The 19,242-nt window shown below is 52.4% G+C and carries 18 protein-coding genes; 7 read left to right on the top strand and 11 right to left on the bottom strand.

The features are described 5' to 3' along the window. Positions 1–39 precede the first annotated feature (39 nt). Both iscR and trmJ read right to left on the bottom strand, forming a co-directional pair. Entirely contained in the window at positions 40–534 is a 495-nt protein-coding gene (gene iscR / locus FGI04_RS03440; protein WP_016941830.1) for a Fe-S cluster assembly transcriptional regulator IscR, read from the bottom strand. Between the two features lie 183 nt (positions 535–717). Then, complete coding sequence (trmJ, locus tag FGI04_RS03435; RefSeq protein ID WP_407273884.1) at positions 718–1,464, bottom strand: tRNA (cytosine(32)/uridine(32)-2'-O)-methyltransferase TrmJ; 747 nt, start codon at positions 1,462–1,464, stop codon at positions 718–720. 127 nt (positions 1,465–1,591) lie between these two features. Between trmJ and suhB the strand changes: the two genes are divergently transcribed. The 4 genes from suhB (at position 1,592) to FGI04_RS03415 (ending at position 5,580) form a co-directional block, all read left to right on the top strand. Next, on the top strand, positions 1,592–2,395 hold the full coding sequence (suhB, locus tag FGI04_RS03430) for an inositol-1-monophosphatase (RefSeq protein ID WP_029456396.1): 804 nt from the start codon (positions 1,592–1,594) through the stop codon (positions 2,393–2,395). Between the two features lie 186 nt (positions 2,396–2,581). Beyond that, on the top strand, positions 2,582–3,706 hold the full coding sequence (locus tag FGI04_RS03425) for an ABC transporter substrate-binding protein (RefSeq protein ID WP_342700191.1): 1,125 nt from the start codon (positions 2,582–2,584) through the stop codon (positions 3,704–3,706). Positions 3,707–3,808: 102 nt separating this feature from the next. Then, positions 3,809–4,792 (top strand): FecCD family ABC transporter permease, encoded by a 984-nt coding sequence (locus FGI04_RS03420; protein ID WP_407274778.1) that lies wholly within the window; start codon positions 3,809–3,811, stop codon positions 4,790–4,792. Continuing rightward, positions 4,789–5,580 (top strand): ABC transporter ATP-binding protein, encoded by a 792-nt coding sequence (locus FGI04_RS03415; RefSeq protein ID WP_407273885.1) that lies wholly within the window; start codon positions 4,789–4,791, stop codon positions 5,578–5,580. The genes FGI04_RS03420 and FGI04_RS03415 overlap by 4 nt, the downstream gene beginning before the upstream one ends. A gap of 272 nt (positions 5,581–5,852) precedes the next feature. On the opposite strand, the gene FGI04_RS03410 is transcribed toward FGI04_RS03415, so the two are convergent. The 4 genes from FGI04_RS03410 to glyA form a co-directional block, all read right to left on the bottom strand. Next, a complete protein-coding gene (locus tag FGI04_RS03410; protein WP_342700190.1) occupies positions 5,853–6,890 on the bottom strand; it encodes a nickel/cobalt transporter in 1,038 nt (345 codons plus the stop codon). Continuing rightward, entirely contained in the window at positions 6,881–7,543 is a 663-nt protein-coding gene (locus FGI04_RS03405) for a DUF1007 family protein (protein ID WP_038905255.1), read from the bottom strand. Before FGI04_RS03405 ends, FGI04_RS03410 begins: the two co-directional genes overlap by 10 nt. Positions 7,544–7,585: 42 nt before the next feature. Further along, complete coding sequence (locus FGI04_RS03400; protein ID WP_407336265.1) at positions 7,586–8,734, bottom strand: 3-phenylpropionate MFS transporter; 1,149 nt, start codon at positions 8,732–8,734, stop codon at positions 7,586–7,588. A 135-nt stretch (positions 8,735–8,869) separates the two neighbouring features. Further along, complete coding sequence (glyA, locus tag FGI04_RS03395) at positions 8,870–10,123, bottom strand: serine hydroxymethyltransferase (protein ID WP_012885725.1); 1,254 nt, start codon at positions 10,121–10,123, stop codon at positions 8,870–8,872. A 330-nt stretch (positions 10,124–10,453) separates the two neighbouring features. Here glyA and hmpA point away from each other — a divergent pair, with 330 nt between their 5' ends. The 3 genes from hmpA to pelE2 all read left to right on the top strand — a co-directional run bounded on the left by hmpA (position 10,454) and on the right by pelE2 (position 14,989). Then, complete coding sequence (gene hmpA / locus FGI04_RS03390; protein WP_407336264.1) at positions 10,454–11,641, top strand: NO-inducible flavohemoprotein; 1,188 nt, start codon at positions 10,454–10,456, stop codon at positions 11,639–11,641. Between the two features lie 494 nt (positions 11,642–12,135). Then, positions 12,136–13,317: a pectate lyase PelA gene (pelA, locus tag FGI04_RS03385; protein WP_342700187.1), complete on the top strand. Its 1,182-nt coding sequence runs from the start codon at positions 12,136–12,138 to the stop codon at positions 13,315–13,317. A gap of 454 nt (positions 13,318–13,771) precedes the next feature. Further along, a complete protein-coding gene (gene pelE2 / locus FGI04_RS03380; protein WP_342700186.1) occupies positions 13,772–14,989 on the top strand; it encodes a pectate lyase PelE2 in 1,218 nt (405 codons plus the stop codon). 339 nt (positions 14,990–15,328) lie between these two features. Here pelE2 and FGI04_RS03375 read toward each other — a convergent pair whose 3' ends face one another. From FGI04_RS03375 to FGI04_RS03355, 5 genes are read right to left on the bottom strand one after another with little or no spacing between them, the layout of a single operon-like run. Next, a complete protein-coding gene (locus FGI04_RS03375; protein WP_407336263.1) occupies positions 15,329–15,949 on the bottom strand; it encodes a tail fiber assembly protein in 621 nt (206 codons plus the stop codon). Continuing rightward, positions 15,949–17,220 carry a phage tail protein gene (locus FGI04_RS03370; protein WP_407336262.1) on the bottom strand — a complete coding sequence of 424 codons (1,272 nt, stop codon included), beginning with the start codon at positions 17,218–17,220 and terminating at the stop codon, positions 15,949–15,951. The genes FGI04_RS03375 and FGI04_RS03370 overlap by 1 nt, the downstream gene beginning before the upstream one ends. After that, positions 17,221–17,796, bottom strand: coding sequence for a phage tail protein (locus tag FGI04_RS03365; protein WP_407336261.1), 576 nt, complete (start codon positions 17,794–17,796; stop codon positions 17,221–17,223). Continuing rightward, positions 17,789–18,901, bottom strand: a complete 1,113-nt coding sequence (locus FGI04_RS03360; RefSeq protein ID WP_407336260.1) for a baseplate assembly protein — start codon at positions 18,899–18,901, stop codon at positions 17,789–17,791. The genes FGI04_RS03365 and FGI04_RS03360 overlap by 8 nt, the downstream gene beginning before the upstream one ends. Continuing rightward, the gene (locus FGI04_RS03355) at positions 18,892–19,239 is read right to left on the bottom strand and encodes a GPW/gp25 family protein (protein WP_407336259.1); all 348 of its coding nucleotides are present in this window, start codon (positions 19,237–19,239) and stop codon (positions 18,892–18,894) included. Before FGI04_RS03355 ends, FGI04_RS03360 begins: the two co-directional genes overlap by 10 nt. Positions 19,240–19,242 lie beyond the last annotated feature (3 nt).

The raw sequence follows: 19,242 nt of genomic DNA, 5'->3' as shown, positions 1-19,242 counted from the left end.
TCACTTCAAAACGTTCAAGGCGTTTCGTTCTTTTTTCTTTCAGGCACGCAAGTTGACGTTGATGGTTTCTTGTATGCGTCCGTTGGCGGTACGACGCACGTCAGCATCCTGACGATCCGCGACGTCCAGAATCTCTTTGTTATTGACCAATTCATCCAGGGTGATGTTATTGAGAAACTCGCTGATGCGGTCACTCAAATCACGCCACAGCGTGTGGGTCAGACAGCGATCACCGCCCTGACACCCTTCTTTCCCCTGGCAGCGGGTGGCATCCACAGATTCATCCACCGCCGAGATAACCGAGCCGACAGCGATTTCGGCAGAGTCTTTGCCCAACAGATAACCACCACCTGGACCACGCACGCTGGCAACCAGCCCATGCTTACGCAGGCGAGAGAACAGCTGTTCCAGATAAGAAAGCGAAATACCCTGACGCTCGGAGATATCCGCCAGCGGAACCGGGCCTTCCTTTGAATGCAGCGCCACATCAAGCATGGCGGTAACGGCGTAGCGGCCTTTAGATGTCAGTCTCATGTTAGTGGTATCCGTAAGATAAACATGTATTATTAAGACAAGTATTATGAGTCAAGTATACATAGCACAGTCATAAGTCTGACATTCCCGAGTGTTTCAGTCAACTATTTAACCAAGTAAATAACTCAACTATTACCCCGGCACAGCACGTATTACCAATAACCGCTCTCAAGCCGCTCTTATTCAATGATTATTCTGCGACGGATCCGATGGCGTCGTTTTAGTGATGGCGCTCAGAATGCCGCGCAGAATGTTGAGCTCCTGCGTTTCAGGACGGGCACGGGTAAACAACCGACGCAGCTTGTTCATCACCTGTCCCTGATGGGACTGACGAATGAAACCGGTATGCAGGAGCGTCTCTTCCAGATGCTGATAAAAGCGCTCCAGATCATCTACCAGCGGATAGGGGCTCTCTTCGTGTGCCACTTCGCCCTGTTGCTGGCGGTCCAGCCAGGCGACGCGCACCTCATAAGACAGGATCTGTACAGCCATCGCCAGATTGAGAGAGCTGTATTCAGGATTAGCGGGGATCGCCACATGATAGTGGCATTTTTGCAGTTCCTCATTCGTCAGCCCCACGCGTTCGCGACCGAACACGATAGCCACCGGTGCGTGCTGCACTTCCTGAATACTGCGCACACCGCATTCGCGCGGCTCCAGCATCGGCCAGGGTAACGTGCGGGAACGGGCGCTGGTACCCACCACCAGACCACATCCTTCCAGCGCCTGATCGAGAGTATCAACAATAGTAGCGTTGCCAATGACATCACTGGCGCCAGCAGACAAGGAGATTGCCTGCGAATCGGGTTTGACCAGCGGATTAACCAGCCAAAGATTAGTCAGGCCCATGGTTTTCATCGCCCTGGCCGTTGACCCCATATTGCCGGTATGCGACGTCTCCACCAGCACAATGCGTATATTCTCTAACATGCGGACTCTGTCATACGAAACGGAAAACCGGCGTATGTTAACACAAACTTCTCTGTTTTCTCTTTCTCCTGCTATCTGCTATACTTCGCGCCGTTTTCTGTTCTTTAACATTCTTGTGGACGATACCATGCATCCGATGCTTAACATCGCCGTGCGCGCAGCGCGCAAAGGCGGCAACTTGATTGCAAAAAACTATGAAACGCCTGACGCCGTTGAGGCCAGCCAGAAAGGCACTAACGATTTTGTCACTAACGTTGATCGCGATGCAGAGCGCCTGATTATCGAGGTAATCCGTAAAGCCTACCCGCAGCACACCATCATTGGTGAAGAGTGCGGTGAAATGGTGGGTGAAGATCAGGACGTGCAATGGGTTATCGATCCCCTGGATGGCACGACCAACTTCATCAAACGTCTCCCCCATTTTGCTGTTTCCATCGCTGTTCGCGTCAAAGGCCGCACCGAAGTCGCGGTTGTCTACGACCCCATGCGTAATGAACTGTTTACCGCCACCCGCGGTCAGGGCGCACAGTTAAACGGCTATCGCCTGCGTGGCGGTAACGCCCGCGATCTGGACGGCACTATTCTTGCCACCGGATTCCCGTTCAAACACAAGCAGCACAGCGCCAGCTACCTGCGTGTACTGGAAGCATTGTTCAGCCAGTGCGCCGACTTCCGCCGCACCGGTTCCGCTGCGCTCGACCTGGCCTATGTGGCAGCAGGCCGCGTAGATGGCTTTTTTGAGATCGGCCTGAAACCCTGGGATTTCGCTGGCGGTGAACTGTTGGTGCGTGAAGCTGGCGGCATCGTGACCGATTTCGTCGGCGGTCATAACTACCTCGCTTCCGGTAACATTGTTGCGGGTAACCCGCGCGTAGTGAAATCCTTGCTGTCCACCATCCGCGACCAGTTAAGCGACGCACTCAAGCGCTAAACCCTTCCTTGTGGGCATGTCACCAGCCATGCCCACGCTATGATATTTCTCTGTTATTTTTCTTTACAACTCACCCCTATTGAGTGAGAGTTTAACCTTATATGATAATAATTATTAAACTCATTCATTTCTCATTCACTTGACTCAAGATTGGCCTACATACAGCGGTTAATGACAGGATAAGTTATGTTAAAGAAATCATGGCGTTCTCTTTTTTTGGTTACCACACTGACCACCTCTTTCGCCAGCTTAGCCACCCAGTATCCCCTCACCGTGACCGATATCGACGGACAGCACGTCACCATCAACCAGGAACCGCAGCGCGTTGTATTGCAGGACGGGCGCGACATCATGTCGATGGCGTTATTAGATCGCGATAACCCGTTCCGCCGACTGGTTGCCTGGAATAATTTGCCCAAGAAACAAGACACCGCCACCTGGGATCTGTTGAAGGGAAAATGGCCACAGTCTGAGGGTATCCTCGACATGGGGTTCAGCGACAAAGGTGACGTGGAACTGGAAAGTATTCTGGCTAAAAAACCAGACCTGATGATCGCCCAACTGCGCGCCAAACCGGCGCTGATGGAAAATGGCGTCATCAGCAAACTGAACGCGCTGCACATTCCGCTGGTGTTTGTAGACTATGAAATCAACCCGGCTCAAAACACCGCTCCCAGCGTTGACTTGCTTGGCAAGGTGTTAAACCGCGAAGAAAACGCCAAGGCCTATACTGATTTCTACCGCCAGCACTTTAACGATATTCAGAAAGTGACCGCCGGTATCACCCCCAAACCCACCGTATTTATCGAACCTATCGCTGGCAACTCTGACGCCTGCTGCTTCACTCACGCCCACAATGGCTGGGGTGGTCTGTTAGAAGCTATTGGCGCGAAGAACATCGGCTCTGGCTTGCTGCCGGGGGCATCGGGTTTTGTCTCACTGGAAAAAGTGATCAGTGAAAAACCGGATACTTACATCATGACCGGTTCCAAACGTGGTAACGGTACCAGCAAAATTTTGCCATTTGGCTATGGTGCCAGCGACAGCGATATCCAGGAAAAAGCCAAAGCACTGCTGAGCCGTACCGGTATTGACCAGGTCCCTGCCATTAAAGCAGGTCAGATCTATGGGATTTACCACCATTTCTATAACCATCCGTACAACATCGTTGGTATGGAATATCTGGCCAAAGCGGTGTACCCGAAGCAGTTCAGCAATCTGAACCCGGACGAGACCTATCACTACATCGTTCGCCATTTCACCACTTTGCCTGACGACAATTTTGTGTTTGCCCGTAAACTGGCTAATTAACCCATGAGTGTAACCACCGAATCCTCCATCAGCCGTGTCAGCACGGCTGAAAACAGCGCGATAACCCATTACAAAGCCGTCATCCGTCATCGACTGGTGATAATGGCGGTGATGGCCGTCGCGATTGTGGCCTCCCTGCTGTTGGACTTTATGCTCGGCCCTTCCGGCCTGCCGCTGGATGTGCTGTGGCAGACGCTGACCGACCCGGCTAACGCCGATGCCGGTAGCCGGGTCATCGTCTGGGACATCCGTCTGCCCTACGCCTTAATGGCGGTGGTGGTCGGTTTGGCGCTGGGGTTGGCCGGTGCAGAAATGCAAACCATTTTGAATAACCCGCTTGCCAGCCCATTCACGCTGGGGGTTTCTTCGGCGGCGGCGTTTGGCGCGGCGCTGGCAATCGTACTGGGAATTGGTATTCCCGGCGTTCCAGCGCAATGGTTCATTTCGGCTAACGCCTTCCTGTTCGCACTACTGGCGGCCCTGTTGTTGGATGGTATTACCCGCTGGACGAAGGTGGCGACCTCTGGCGTGGTGTTATTCGGTATAGCACTGGTATTCACGTTTAACGCGCTGGTCTCCGTTTTGCAGTTCGTCGCCAACGAAGATACGCTGCAAGGACTGGTGTTTTGGACGATGGGTAGCCTGGCCCGTTCATCCTGGGAGAAACTCGGTATTCTGCTGGCCGTTCTGGCTGTGGTGATGCCGCTGTCCATGATGAGTTCATGGAAGTTGACCGCACTGCGTTTAGGTGAAGATCGCGCCATCAGCTTTGGTATCAACGTACGCCGTTTGCGTTTGACGACATTGCTGCGCATCAGTTTCCTGTCAGCTCTATCGGTCGCGTTCGTCGGGCCGATTGGTTTTATCGGCCTGGTCGCCCCACACATCGCCCGTATGATTTTCGGCGAAGATCACCGTTTTTATCTACCGGCCAGTGCCCTGACGGGCGCGTTGGTGTTGTCGCTGGCGTCTGTCGCGTCCAAAAATCTGCTGCCCGGCGTCATTATCCCGGTTGGGATTGTCACCTCATTGGTAGGGGTTCCTTTCTTCCTGAGTATTATTCTGCGTAACCGGGGGAACGTATGAGTCACAATGGGTTGTCGATTTCACGTTTTTCTGCGGGTTACTCCAAACGAAACATCATTAACGACCTGTCGGTGCCGCTCTTGCCACGCGGTAAGATCACGGTATTGCTGGGGCCAAATGGTAGCGGTAAATCGACACTGCTGCGCGCGTTGGCCGGTTTAGGGCAGGCGCAAGGCGACCTGTTGCTGGATGACGTCAACCTGATGCAGTTGCCTTTCGCCAAACGAGCGGAAAAAGTGGTGTATCTGCCGCAATCATTGCCCGCGGGCGTACACCTCCATGTACTGGAATCGATTATCGTCGCTCAGCGTGCATCCGGTGGACTGCACCACAGCAGTAACGAAGATGAAGTGCTGGCGCTTCTCAGACAACTGGGTATTTCGCATCTGGCAATGAGCTATCTGGATCAGCTCTCTGGTGGTCAGAAACAGCTGGTCGGGCTGGCACAGTCGCTGATCCGCCAGCCTTCACTGCTATTGCTTGATGAACCACTCAGCGCATTGGATCTCAACTACCAGTATCACGTCATGGACCTGGTCCGCCAGGAAACCCGTAAGCGTAATATTGTGACGGTAGTGGTCGTGCACGACATTAATATCGCACTGCGTCATGGCGACCATGTGTTGATGCTTAAAGATGGCAAACTGATCGCAGACGGCGAACCCGCTAACGTGATCAGTGAAGACAGTCTGGCTCAGGTGTATGGTGTACGTGGCCGCATTGAGCGCTGCTCACGCGGTATTCCACAAGTGATGATCGACGGGCTGGTCACTGAACCACGGCTGTGAAATTCCTGCAGCGACCCCACGAATAAGCACTGAAAAGATGCCCCGAATCGGTACCGGTTCGGGGCATCTCTTATTTAGCAGTCAACCGTCACCCGGTAAGAACGGCGGCAGTCAGGAAGTTGATAGGCTGGATAGCACGGTGTTACTGCCAACCCCTGCTTTACAAAATAGCAAAGGGTCTTAACGCACAGAATTTTAGGAAACTTAGCGTTAGATAACTGCAATTTAGGAAACCGTGGGTCAGATGACAATGCGAGGGGAGATAACGATACCTACCCCATCAATGGTCGTATTCCGCCCATAACATCGGGTTGGCTGGTGAGATAAAGCACAATACCGGCAAAGGTCAGCATCATACCACCAGCTAGCGATAAGGCTGACCAGAGAAAGGGTTGCCAGCGAGAAGGTGTCCCATCACGGCTTAAACGCTCCAGTTGACGACGGCAGAACAATACCGCCACGCCTAACAGCGAAACCGTCAGCGCTGTTCCCAACGCCATGGTCAACGCAGAGATCACCCCCCAGACAAACACATCCAGCACTTTGGCGAATAACAACACCAGGATCGCACCAGAACACGGGCGCATTCCCATCGCCAACACGACCATCAGGCGGGTTCGCCAACCATCACTGTGGTTTAACCTGTCTGCCGACGGCACATGCTGATGGCCACACCCGCAATGCGCGTCATGCTGATGGCGTGTGGCAGGCGGTGTCAGCCGACTACCCGACACTGGCGCGCTCAGCGGCGTTAGTGCGTGAATTCGTGGTTTAGACCGGGGGAACAACACCGCCAGCAGGCGTCGAAACGCACGCAGACACAGCCATCCCCCAAGCCCTGTCACTAACACAAAGCTGAGTTTCTCCATCCAGAAGCTGCTGAGATGCAAAGTCCGGCTGGAAAGCTGCAACACCGCCAGCACGACGGTCACCAAAACAATCGCGACTAGCCCCTGTAACAACGCAGCCGCCAGGGTCAGTTGCAGGCTGCTTTTCAGTCGGGACGGGTGTGTCGCCAGATAAGTGGCGATCACTACTTTGCCATGACCGGGACCAATAGCATGCAGCACACCGTAGACAAGGCTAAACATCACCAGCGTCCAGCCAGCCTGTTGAGGTCTGGCATGCACCTGTTCCATCAAATCCGACATCTGTTGATGTAAAGACCGCTGCCATTCAACACTTTGCAACAAGAGCGATGGCCACCAGACCCACGCCTGCCATACGGCAACCCCCATTAGCAGCACAAACAACGCCAGCGGCCACCAGTGCAGGTAATTAGGGGAAACTCGCGAGCGATCTACTGACATTGCAATGTAACCTGTTGAGCAAACTGTTTTCCCAGGTCCATGTCCTGAGAGGGTTGCGCGTTTTTATCCAGCGACAACGCATAGGACTGAAGCGAGGCATCGGGTTTAGGTGTCATCAGCGTGGTTTTACAGCGTGCGGCCAGCGCCGCACTAATCTGAATCGCTTTATCGTCTTTATACGACATATCCACGAAGTAGGAAGGATCATAGGTGGAAATCAGTAGCGGTGCGCCGGCCAGCGGTTGCGGGTGAGCCAGCGGCAACACGAACTCCAGTACCGCCTTATTACCCGCACGGGAGAGGTGATATTCCGTTGGCAGCGGCAGGTATTTCACAGGCTTTCCGTTTCGATAAACGTCGGTGAAGTAATGCTGCCCCAGCACATTCGCCATCACGCCTGCCGCCAGTTTTTTCCACACGTCGGAATCTTTCGCCGCGTTACCGGCATCATAGAGCAAATCGGCGGAAGTAATAGGATCCATCGTCCAGTTCATACGCAATCCGGTTATCAGGTCGTCTTTCCCTTCCACCGTCGTTTTCATATCGATAAAACTGTGTGGATGGGCCAATGCAGGGCCGGATAACGCTAGCAGTGTCAATAACAGGCAGCTTACCCAACGGAATGAAAAGCCTAAATTGTTATAATGTAACATTATTTATCCTGACTGTTTCGCCTGACACTGACGCCCATTCACTTAGCGAGAGCGAGTACTCACCTGCGGACGCAACATGAACGCAGGTAACACCAGCACTGCCATTATCCAAAAGGTTCCACCTTGCAAATGCTCAAACAGGAACCCTGATACTACTGTCATCACCGCAACCGCGCCCCCCGTGCCCAGCGCGGAATACGCCGCCTGTAAGCGCAGTACGTCAGCATCGTGACGGGAAGAGATAAACCGCATCGCGGCCAGATGGCAAACCGTAAAGGTGCCGCAATGCAAAATCTGCATCACAATTAACCACGGTAGCGACACCGTCGCGCCCATCAGGCTCCAGCGTACCACGCTGCACAATGCAGACAATATCAGCAGCCCGGACGCACTCCAATGCCCAAACAGGCGCTGACTCAATGCAAAAACCACGATTTCCGCGACCACACCCAGCGACCACAGATAACCGATAACTGCCGCCGAATACCCCGCCTGCTGCCAGTAAATCACACTAAAGCCGTAGTAAGCGGCATGCGCCCCCTGCAACAAAGACACACACAATAAGAAACGCCAGACCGCAGGCTCGCGCAGCAAAACACGCCATGGCGTAGCGGCAGTGTGTGTCTGGTGACGTTTTAACGAGGCTGGCATCACATGCGGTCGTAACATCATCCCCACCAGCATTGAGAGCAATCCCACCGCCAGGGTGACTAAAATCGCCTGATGCCCCCAGACGGCAACCAGTTGCCCGGTTACAGCAGAACCTATCACAAACGCGATGGAGCCCCAGACGCGCACCCGGCCATAATCGAGCGGAATCTGTTTTTGCCAGGTCGCGGCCAGCGCGTCCGTAAGTGGAATCAATGGCGCAAAAAACAGGTTAAACCCTGCCATGACCATCAGGAGCCATAGCCAGGCGCTGCCCAACCAGAACCCGATGAATGTCAGCACCGATAGCAATGCCAACAATCTCAATACGCTAATCAACCGGGCAGGGTCTTTCACCAGCGGGGTAATGAACAGACTGCCAATAAATCGGGCCACCAGCCCGGCACCCAGCAGGATGCCGATCGCCTCAGCCGATAGCCCTTCGCCGTTGAGCCAGCCGCCCCAAAAAGGCAAAAAAATGCCATAGCTGAAGAAATAGGTGAAATAGCTGAGTGCCAGCCAATATGTGGATTGTAAAACCATGTTGTCTCCCCTCTACGGTCGGTTACTCTGTCAGAGAGCCGGAACAGACGCAACGGGAAGCAGAAAAACAAACGCCAGCCCTAAGGCTGGCGTTGGCAACCTACCCGACAAAGCCGGGCAGATCAGGCAGGGCTATCAGGCGTAAACCGGGAAACGGCCGCAGATGTCCAGCACTTTCTGTTTGACGCGCTCAATAACAGCTTCGTCATTGATATTGTCCAGCACATCGCAAATCCAACCGGCCAGTTCACGGACTTCCGCTTCTTTGAAGCCACGACGGGTTGCCGCCGGTGTACCGATACGGATACCGGAAGTCACGAACGGGCTCTTCGGATCGTTCGGTACGCTGTTTTTGTTGACGGTGATATTGGCACGACCCAGTGCAGCATCCGCCTCTTTACCGGTAAGATTCTTGCTGACCAGATCCAGCAGGAACAGGTGGTTGTCAGTACCACCAGACACCACGTTGAAGCCGCGAGACAGGAACACTTCCACCATCGCTTTGGCGTTTTTCGCGACCTGCTGCTGGTAGGTCTTGAACTCTGGCTCCATCGCTTCTTTCAGCGCTACCGCTTTACCCGCGATAACATGCATCAGCGGGCCACCCTGTCCGCCTGGGAACACGGCAGAGTTCAGTTTCTTGTACAGGTCTTCGTCGCCGCCTTTCGCCAGGATCAGGCCGCCACGCGGGCCCGCCAGGGTTTTGTGCGTCGTGGTCGTCACGATGTGCGCATGCGGAACCGGGTTCGGGTAAACACCCGCAGCAACCAGACCCGCGACGTGAGCCATGTCAACGAACAGATAAGCGCCGATGCTGTCAGCGATTTCGCGCATTTTCGCCCAGTCCACGATACCGGAATAGGCGGAGAAACCACCTACGATCATCTTCGGCTTGTGTGTGCGTGCCAGCTCTGCCATTTCGTCATAGTTGATCTTGCCGCTGTCATCAATGCCGTAAGGCACGACGTTATACAGCTTACCCGACAGGTTAACCGGGGAGCCGTGAGTCAGGTGGCCACCGTGCGCCAGATTCATACCCAGAATGGTATCGCCCGGTTGCAGTAATGCGGTGTAGACAGCAAAGTTAGCCTGAGAACCTGAGTGCGGCTGAACGTTGGCATAATCAGCGCCGAACAGTTCTTTCGCGCGATCGATAGCCAGTTGTTCAACCACGTCGACGTATTCGCAACCGCCGTAGTAGCGTTTGCCCGGATACCCTTCGGCGTATTTGTTAGTCAGCTGAGACCCCTGGGCCTGCATGACGCGTGGACTGGTATAGTTTTCTGACGCAATCAGTTCAATGTGCTCTTCCTGACGCACCACTTCTTGCTGCATTGCTTGCCATAGCTCGGCATCGTAATCGGCAATGTTCATTTCACGCTTTAACATCCGCATCTCCTGACTCAGCTAACTTGCTTCTTTATTAAAATCACCCCAGGGGGCCGTGGGTGCATAGTGTAAACCGTTTTGGACTGGGGATGATAGAGCTTGACAGAGGTTTTTACGCAAACGATTAGCTACAGGCTACACAAGGCTTCCCATCCTGCCGGGATTTATCGTTCTGGCTGACTTTTTCTCATCCGTCACCTGTGTTTTTTTCATGCACACCATCGTCGCTCTTACATTTGCCCCCCTTGCACCGAGGTATTTACAGGCGGAGCCCTTTCCAATAACATGCATTTAAAATACAACTTAACAACAATAACGAAGGGGTTCACCATGCTGGATCAACAAACCATCGCCACCATTAAATCCACGATACCGTTACTGGCCGAAACCGGCCCGGCGTTAACCGCGCACTTTTACCAACGGATGTTTCAGCACAATCCGGAATTGAAAGATATCTTCAATATGAGCAATCAGCGTAACGGCGATCAGCGCGAAGCGTTATTCAATGCGATTTGCGCTTATGCGACACACATTGAAAACCTGCCAGCGCTGCTGCCTGCTGTCGAGCGAATCGCCCAGAAACATGCCAGTTTTACCATCCGCCCGGAGCAATATCAGATAGTAGGTACTCACCTGCTGGCCACACTTGAAGAAATGCTGAAGCCGGGTCAGGCGGTATTGGATGCCTGGGGCAAAGCCTACAACGTACTGGCAGACGTCTTTATCCAGCGGGAAAGTGACATTTATCAGCACAGCGCCGAACAACACGGGGGATGGTATGGTACGCGGCCGTTTCGTATCGTATCAAAACAGCCTCAAAGCAGCCTGATTACCAGCTTCACGCTGGAACCGACGGATGTCGGCCCTGTCGCTGCGTACCGTCCGGGCCAGTATCTGGCGGTCTATATCCGTGATAAGCGCCTTGAGCATCAGGAAATTCGTCAGTACTCACTAACCACTGAACCCAACGGACGCTACTACCGTATCGCGGTCAAACGTGAAGCTATGGGCAGTGTATCGGGTTACCTGCATGAGATAGCCCGTGAAGGTGACATCATTGAACTGGCAGCACCGCACGGCGATTTCTTTCTGGATGTTGCACCATCAACACCGGTGGCGCTGATTTCCGCAGGGGTCGGCCAGACGCCGATGCTCAGCATGTTGCATAGCCTGAAACAGCAACACCATCAGGGTGACATCTTCTGGCTGCATGCGGCAGAAAACCCAGAAGTGCACGCCTTCGCGGATGAAGTCGCCAGCCTTGGTACGGCATTGCCACAATTGCAATCCTATATCTGGTATCGGGAACCCCCACCACAAGCGACACCACGCTCTGCAATTTTCCACGGCTTAATGGCGTTGCAGGACCTTCCCGCACCACTGCCGGTGGCAGACCTACAGTGCTATTTATGCGGTCCGGTCGCTTTTATGCAATTTGCCGCCCGGCAATTGCTGGAAGCGGGAATGACCGAATCACACATTTATTACGAATGTTTTGGTCCACACAAAGTGATATAGCTCACACCGATGATGTTTTTATATCAATTGTGTCAGCGGGCCGGTCATCCGGCCTGTTTTATTTTCTAAAAGAAAATACTGGAAGCGTGTTTCCAAATAAACTCATCACTGCTTTTAAAGAACGTTTTTATCTCCCAGCACGTTACACAGAAAAAATAAAAAGGCGTAATAAAAATAATGTGAGTTATCATTTTTAGCCTTATTACTTAATAAAAATAAAGCCATATCAATCTATTCCAATCAGAGATAAAAAACACAATGTTACAATTAAAACACTGTTTCATTGTTTATTTCAATTGAAATAAAAATAAATATATCGTATTCATTGGCAGCCATTCATCGACATCAGAAACATATATTCATTATTGTTAATGCAATAAAGTTAATAAATAGTGAAATTCATGGCGTGATGTCTTTGCGGGCAATAAATAAAAAGTGCCTTTCGATATATATGGAAATTTTTAATACTCAAACAAGCGTCAACTAAGGAAAATATGATGAACATATCATCAGGACGTTCTTTTACCCGCTCTTCAACCTATCTGCTGGCTACCCTGATAGCCGGCGTGATGACCTCTGGCGTGTCCGCCGCTGAGCTGATTAACAATAAAGCGCTGGAATCGGCCCCTTCTGTCGGCTGGGCGTCGCAAAACGGCACGACCACTGGCGGGGCAGCTGCAAGCAGCGACAATATCTACATCGTCACGAATATCAGCGAATTCACCAATGCATTGAGCGCTGGCACAGTTGCGAAGATTATCCAGATAAAAGGGACGATTGATATCAGCGGCGGTACACCTTACAAAGACTTTGCCGATCAAAAAGCCCGCAGCCAGATTATGATTCCCGCCAATACCACCGTTATCGGGATTGGTAGCGACGCAAAATTCCTCAACGGTTCGCTGATTATTGACGGCACCGACGGTACCAACAACGTCATCATTCGTAACGTCTATATTCAGACGCCGATTGATGTCGAGCCGCACTACGAAGCAGGTGATGGCTGGAATGCCGAGTGGGACGGCATGAATATCACCAATGGTGCGCACCACGTGTGGATTGATCACGTCACCATCACTGACGGCAGCTTCACGGATGACATGTACACCACCAAAGATGGCGAAACCTATGTGCAACATGACGGCGCACTGGATATCAAACGTGGCTCCGACTACGTGACCATCTCCAACAGCCTTATCGATCAGCACGACAAAACCATGCTGATCGGTCATAGCGACACTAACTCCGCTCAGGACAAAGGTAAGCTACACGTCACCCTGTTTAATAACGTGTTCAACCGTGTCACCGAACGCGCTCCCCGCGTACGTTACGGCAGCATCCACAGTTTCAATAACGTTTTCAAAGGAGACGTAAAAGATCCGGTTTACCGCTACTTGTACAGCTTTGGTATCGGTACCAGCGGCAGCGTGTTATCGGAAGGCAACAGCTTCACTATTGCGAATCTGAGCGCCAGCAAAGCCTGCAAGATTGTGAAGAAATTCAACGGCTCCATTTTTTCCGATAACGGTTCCACACTAAACGGCAGCGCGGTTGATCTATCCGGTTGTGGTTTCAGCGCCTATACCAGTGCAATTCCTTACGTTTATACCGTTCAGCCAATGACTGCCGCACTGGCACAATCCATTACGGATAAAGCCGGCTCAGGCAAACTGTAATTTCTCTTTTCGTGTTTTCAACGGATTCATGTTTTCAACGGACTCGTGTTCTCAACGGCTGCATCAGCAGCCGTTTTTACACCGCTTTTGCTTTTCATCGCTTATCCTGTCCTTCCACGCCGGTTAGACCAGCGTTGTATCCCCCACTCACCAATACGCAATTTATTTTAATCATACCTACGCTAAACAGCGAAAATCACCCAATCAACTCATTGATATTATTCGAAATATAAAAATCACGCACGTAACACAAGGTTACAAAATCAGTCAATAGATTATTTTTTGTTAATAACAGCGATTACCATCATCGTGAAACAGTTCACAAAACAAGCACTGAAAACACACGAATAGTCGCCAAACCAAAAGATGAAATGCTATTCCGTTTTCTGACACACCGTTATCCATCGATACCCTGGAACATTCACTGCGTGAACAAGGAATAAGGAAAATCGTGATGAACAACTTATCTATGTCTTCTGTTTCGAGACAGAAAATAGCCGGACGTTCTGCCCTCAGCACCACGAAAAACGCGTTAGCCGCCGTCATCGCCACTGCACTGATGGTATCCACCGCGTCTGCCGCCAGCCTGCAAACCAGCAAAGCGACAGAAACCGCCTCTACCGGCTGGGCAACACAAAGCGGCGGTACAACCGGCGGCGCTAAAGCGTCATCGTCTAAAATCTATGCCGTGAAAAGTATCAGCGAATTTAAAGCTGCGTTGAATGGAAGCGATTCGTCACCCAAGATTATTCAGGTAACTGGCGCTATCGATATCAGTGGCGGCAAAGCCTATACCAGCTTTGACGACCAGAAAGCCCGCAGCCAGATCAGCATTCCGTCCAATACCACCATTATCGGTATCGGCAACAAAGGTAAATTCACCAACGGTTCGCTGGTTATCAAGGGCGTGAGCAACGTCATCCTGCGTAATCTGTATATCGAAACCCCGGTGGACGTCGCGCCACATTATGAAACCGGTGATGGCTGGAACGCTGAGTGGGATGCCGCCGTGATCGATAACTCGGATCACGTTTGGGTTGACCATGTCACCATCAGCGATGGCAGTTTTACCGATGACAAATACACCACTAAAAATGGTGAAAAATATGTCCAGCATGACGGGGCGCTGGATATCAAGAAAGGCTCTGACTACGTTACCGTTTCCAACAGTCGTTTCGAACTGCATGACAAAACCATTCTGATCGGCCACAGCGACAGCAACGGCTCACAGGATTCCGGCAAACTGCGCGTCACCTTCCACAACAACGTGTTTGACCGCGTCGGTGAACGAACGCCTCGGGTACGTTTCGGCAGCGTGCATGCTTACAACAATGTCTACATCGGCGACGTTAACCACAAAGCCTACCGTTATCAGTACAGCTTCGGCATCGGCACCGGTGGTAGCCTGCTGTCTGAATCCAACGCCTTTACCATTGATAATCTCAAAAAGATCAGTGGTCGCGATAAAGAATGCAGCGTGGTCAAAGCCTTTAACGGCAAGATCTTCTCCGATAAAGGCTCAATCATCAACGGTGCTTCGTACAATCTAAACGGTTGCGGTTTTGGTTTCAGCGCTTATACCGCTAAAATCCCCTACAAATACTCAGCCCAGAGCATTACGACCAGCCTGGCAAACAGCATCAGCAGCAACGCGGGTTACGGCAAACTGTAATTCCCCGCTCACTCACGGAGGCCACCACTCATCAGTGGCCTCTCAGTTTCTGCCCCACTTCCTTATCTACCACCACCTGCCTCAGCAAGAATATCGCCCCTTCTCACTCCAACATTTTTCAGTTCTGCAACAACGGTGTTTTGCACAAGCCTGTCCGATTTTCATCACCAGCGCAGAGGGCTCTGCCTGACATAAGCCCCTCATATCAATAAAATTATATTTAATATAAATCGAATCAATTGTTAACCACCACCTTTGCCTGATGCGCGGCGCGATAAATCAGGCATCAGATGCGCGATAAATCTTGCCGCGTTCATTTTCAAATATTGAAATAAAATTTCAGTTAGTTGGGATGTCAGGCCATGTTATTTCAGCATCTGAAACATCAACACGGCTTAGCATGACCAGATACGTTTGCCACGCTTTCAGTGCAGCCTCTTCGTCAGTTGTTGCAATGCCGAGGTTTGCCGCATATGTCAGCTCAGCGATTCTGCTGTTTGCCACAGACTTACGTTTATCCAGCTCTTGATGCACAGCCTTCTGTGCTGCTGCTTTTTGAGCGTCGATGTCAGTAACCCATTGTGTACCATCCCACACATCAAACGCAGTAGCCGGTGCCAGAGCAGTAACATCGTCCGGCAGCGCACCGATATTCTGCACCATCTGTGCGCTGCCGTCCGCAGTGCGGTAGACAGTCTGTCCACGATAATCCGGCACATGTTCCCAGCTCGTCCCGTCAACACTACGCCGTAGCGCCTGCCCTTCTGACGGCAACGTAGGGGAGTCTGCATAACTGTCTGCGGGTAGACCCGTACCAGTCATCAGATATTCATAGCTCGCACCCGTGTATTCATTGTTTAGTGGGTCAACATGATACACAGTCATCCAACCAGCAGTTGTGGCTAGCCCATTCTTGCCCAGTTGGGCACCTTGCACGGCAACGGAATATTTTTCGCTCATTATGCGGCTCTCACGATGTAATTAAAGGCGGCGTTGCGGGGGCGCATCGTTATCCAATTAACACCTCCCGAATACACCAAATTACTGGCTGTACCGGAAACGCCGTTGTCCTTTCCCACGCCGCCAGACATCAGAACACCATTGGGATAGCCCTGACTTGTAAAATTGACAGTGTTTACTGAACTGTCTGGGTCGGCATACCCGATACCGATATACACCCCGACGCTATCCGCATCACTACCGTTGTAATCCATTGCACCGGTTCGTAACGCTGTTGCACTCTGCTTGCTGATAACTGCACGTCCACTATCGACCCCGCGCCCATCATCCCAGCCGCGAATAAATTCGCCGCGCAGGTCCGGCAACACACCTGACGGGTAGACCTGAGCCAAACGCGTGTACACCGTTTTATCAAACGCCTGACCGTTGCATTTCAACCAGCCAGCCGGGGCCGTAGCCTGTGGCCACGGCAGTGGGATACCAACAACTTCACTGATATCCAGTTTTTGAGATAAACCCACTGTTGCAAAAGCGGTCGTTGCAATCTGGCTAGTATTGGTTCCCGGTGCAGCCGTGGGCGCTATTGGCGTGCCTGACAATATCGGGGAGACAAAATTTAGCCCAGTGGCATACTGTGTCGAGCTTGAACCGCCAAAAATGTCCCACTCGCCATTCCCCCTGGAAACGAGGTTGATGCCAGCCCCTGGCGGCAGCGACATGCTTGCAAGCGACCCGAAAATCGGGCCGCCGTATATGATATTTGCACCGCTGGTCGCAATTGTCTGAGACGTCGTTGAGTAGTTAACAAACTGGATGGTCTGCCCCAGAGCTACGACATCCCCCGGCGGCAGCGTGGTTGTGAACGTCGAGCTGCCGGTCATATAGACCAGCGACCCAGCAGCCGCTGGCGTTAGCGTGTTCGAGCCAGTCACTGAGTTCACACCGGACAGCGAGAATTTCGCCGCGTGCAGTGCGAACATGTTCGCAATTTGCGTTGATGTTGTGCCAAAACTCGCAGTCGGCGCAGTTGGTACACCAGTTAATGCCGGGCTAGCTAGCGGCGCATATTGCGGATGTGGATTTGCCGCTGTTGCATGTTGAGTCAGCGCATTTCCTGTTTGCTCGGCCTGCTGCTTCAGATATGCAGTTCTGTTTGCCAGTTGATTTGCCTGGCGGTTAGAAATGCCTCCCGGCCCACCCATTACGGGGTCTGAGGTTTCGAGCTGATAGATGCCGTCTACCCACGATATCGTTTCTGTTAACTCTGCCATCTAGGCGCTCCCGTAGTTGTAGCTGTTATCGTGATTGGCACTGCTGTTGTAGCGGATTGGGGCTGCGGTATATTCGATGCTGGCCAGCTTGCAGCGGGCCGGGGCAATCATGTTGAGCGTGTTGCGAAGTTGCTGCGCCTGGTCGTTTGTGATCGGCTGGCTCATTAGTACGCGGTAAATCGGCCATGCAGAAGAATCGCCATACACCATTAGACCATCGTAGTTGCGCTGGCCGTCGTAATTCAGCCTGCCGATGTGCTCAATCAGTTCGACTTCACCGAACCCCAGGCTGCGGAAAACCTGCCGGATGGCCCAGGGTGTGCCTTTAAAACGATGCAGTTCGATGGCGGTCTTGATCATCGACCGGCGTGCATCATCTGATTCCGCCAGCTCCCAGCCATCGCCTTTCAGCGAGAACTGATCTGCAAGCGCATCAAGCGCACTCTCATTAACGATATCGACCAGATACACCATCAGCACATCGAGACCCAGGTCATCAAATCGGCTGGTGAGATTGGCAAGCGCCGACAAACTGACGTCTGCCGCGATAACTGGCGGTAGCTGCATATCAGTCATCAGACCCCCCGCTGACGTTAATCGTGATACCCGTACAGTTGGCCCATTGGTGCTCTGCGACGGCCAACGATGCGACTGGTGACGCAACCACAACGTCATACACCCCGTTTACGGACAGCACTGCGATCAACTGACTGAGTACGATGTCGTTACCCAGCGTTGCGGTTTTCGTTGTTACCCATGCCATAACCGCGCTTTCTGCTGCCGTTTTCACCGTGTCTGCCAGTTCGCCGCGCCGAATAACCAGCGATGCCCGGATTTCGTAATTGACAGACACAGGGGCTGCAACAGAAACCGTATCGGTAAGCGGTCGCACTTTTTCGTCAGAGCAAATGCTTTCGACAAGCGAGAGAACGGCATCTGACGGCGTGCCGCCTGACATCAACGGATACAGCGCAACGGTGCCAGGAACCGGCGAAACCACAGCGACATCAACAATGTCCGGGTGTGCGCTCATGGCGTGATAACGATAGGCCAGCCGCGACCCGGCAGTGCTGAAAGCCTCAGGTGCCAGCATGATACGTTCACGCAGATGATCATTAGACTCGTCATCTGACCCACCACTGCTTGCAGTCAGGTTTTTGACTGTGAAATCCACATCATCCACTTCATCCAGCAGTGTGCTGACCTGCGCCGGTTGCCAGCCATTGCCGATGGTTCCGGCTTCCGTGCATGTTGCAGATACGGTGACGGAGAGCTGTCCAGCCTTCAGCACCACGTCAGTATCAGTCGCAAATATCACGCTGTCAGACGCGCTGACGCGAGTTCCAGCCGGAATGAGCACATCTGTCAGCAACGCGGTATCAACAGTAAATAGCAACTGCTTAATAATCGCAGCGATGGCCGACAGTCGGTATGTGCCAACCAGCTCGCCCAGATAATCCAGCATTGGTGCGTCGGCATACCGCACCAGGTTCTGCTTTGCAGCATTCTGAATTGCACTGCGCAACAACATTTCCCGGTACGCGATAATGTCCAGTAACAGCCGCTCAGCCTGGGCCGGATAGAGTGTTTTGCCGCTGTCTGCTTCATACTTCGCAATCATCTCTGCGGTGATTGCGTCTGCATCACGTTCGATGAAAACCGGCTCTGTCGTTACCGCCATAAGATATCTGTCCCCGTATCAGTACCTGTCGTGGTTTGCCACTGAACACGTAACGTCAGGTGTTCACCGTCAACCGTCGGTTTGACGGCCAGCAGCTTGCAACGCGGCTCCCAACGCTTTATTGCCTCAACGGATTCACGAACGACGTGCGGAATAGCGCGGTCAATTGGGTAATCAATATAAAGATGGAGATTGCTGCCAAACTCTGGTCGATGTGGATCACTGCCGCGCGGCGTGCGCAGAATGATGCTGATGGCCTGGGCAATATCGTCGGCCCCCTCGACCAGTTCGCCGGGGTTTTTGAGCTTCGGTTGCCAAAAAACAGAGTTCGTATTCATAGG

This window comes from Dickeya ananatis (genome assembly GCF_019464615.1).
GTDB classification, from domain to species: Bacteria; Pseudomonadota; Gammaproteobacteria; order Enterobacterales; family Enterobacteriaceae; genus Dickeya; species Dickeya oryzae.
The sequence above is the reverse complement of the archived record's forward strand: the minus strand, read 5'-3'. Positions and strand labels throughout refer to the sequence as shown.